Source organism: Halomonas saccharevitans (genome assembly GCF_900116405.1).
Taxonomy (GTDB): Bacteria; Pseudomonadota; Gammaproteobacteria; order Pseudomonadales; family Halomonadaceae; genus Halomonas; species Halomonas saccharevitans.
The window spans coordinates 1-1514 of the sequence record NZ_FPAQ01000086.1; the positions used below are offsets into that span (position 1 = coordinate 1).

Sequence of the window (1514 nt, forward strand, 5' to 3'; positions counted from 1 at the left end):
GAAAGCTCAGTTGGCTAGAGCGCACCCCCGGACGTTCTGCAAAGAGAAGGGTGAGGTCGCGGGGTTTATTCAAGTCTGCCCAGACCCACCATTTGCAGGATCAGAGGGGCCTTAGCTCAGCTGGGAGAGCGCCTGCCTTGCACGCAGGAGGTCAGCGGTTCGATCCCGCTAGGCTCCACCATCCTTCCCACAACAGTCCAAGACAGAGACCAGCGGCAAGCCAGACGGCTTCCCACTGTTCTCTGAACAGTGCTCTTTAACAATGTGAATCATGCTGACAAACGTTTCTTCCGAGAGGAAGAGACACGAGATACGTCTCAAGCGTATCCGGCAATTGTCGATTGTCATCGCGGACCAGACCTCTTGGGGTTATATGGTCAAGCGATGAAGCGCACACGGTGGATGCCTAGGCAGCCAGAGGCGATGAAAGACGTGGAAGCCTGCGATAAGGCTCGGCGAGGTGGCAAACAACCTGCGACCCGGGCATTTCTGAATGGGGAAACCCACCCACGGTAACGTGGGTATCCTGCACTGAATACATAGGTGTCAGGAGGCGAACCGGGGGAACTGAAACATCTCATTACCCCGAGGAAAAGAAATCAACCGAGATTCCCCTAGTAGCGGCGAGCGAACGGGGACCAGCCCTTAAGCACCATGACTGATAGACGAAGCGGTTGGGAAGCCGCGCGATACAGGGTGATAGCCCCGTAGTCGAAATCTGATTGGTGTGAAATCGAGTAGGTCGGGGCACGAGAAACCTTGACTGAAGACGGGGGGACCATCCTCCAAGGCTAAATACTCCTGGCTGACCGATAGTGAACCAGTACCGTGAGGGAAAGGCGAAAAGAACCCCGGAGAGGGGAGTGAAATAGATCCTGAAACCGTGTGCGTACAAGCAGTGGGAGCAGACTCGTTCTGTGACCGCGTACCTTTTGTATAATGGGTCAGCGACTTATTTTCAGTGGCGAGCTTAACCGTATAGGGGAGGCGTAGGGAAACCGAGTCTTAACTGGGCGACCAGTCGCTGGGAATAGACCCGAAACCGGGCGATCTATCCATGAGCAGGTTGAAGGTTGAGTAACATCAACTGGAGGACCGAACCAGGATCTGTTGAAAAAGATTTGGATGACTTGTGGATCGGAGTGAAAGGCTAATCAAGCCCGGAGATAGCTGGTTCTCCTCGAAAGCTATTTAGGTAGCGCCTCACGTAGCACCGCCGGGGGTAGAGCACTGTTTCGGCTAGGGGGTCATCCCGACTTACCAACCCGAGGCAAACTCCGAATACCGGTGAGTGACGCGTGGGAGACACACAGCGGGTGCTAACGTCCGTTGTGAAAAGGGAAACAACCCAGACCGTCAGCTAAGGTCCCCAAATCCTGGTTAAGTGGGAAACGATGTGGGAAGGCTCAGACAGCTAGGAGGTTGGCTTAGAAGCAGCCATCCTTTAAAGAAAGCGTAATAGCTCACTAGTCGAGTCGGCCTGCGCGGAAGATGTAACGGGGCTCAAACCAGGT

The 1514-nt window shown here is 54.6% G+C and carries 1 tRNA gene and 1 rRNA gene; both read left to right on the forward strand.

What is annotated here, in order from left to right:
* Nucleotides 1-105: 105 nt before the first annotated feature.
* Nucleotides 106-181: transfer RNA gene (locus tag BM388_RS17445), tRNA-Ala, on the forward strand.
* A gap of 194 nt (nucleotides 182-375) precedes the next feature.
* Nucleotides 376-1514, forward strand: a 23S ribosomal RNA gene (locus BM388_RS17450); the annotation flags it as partial.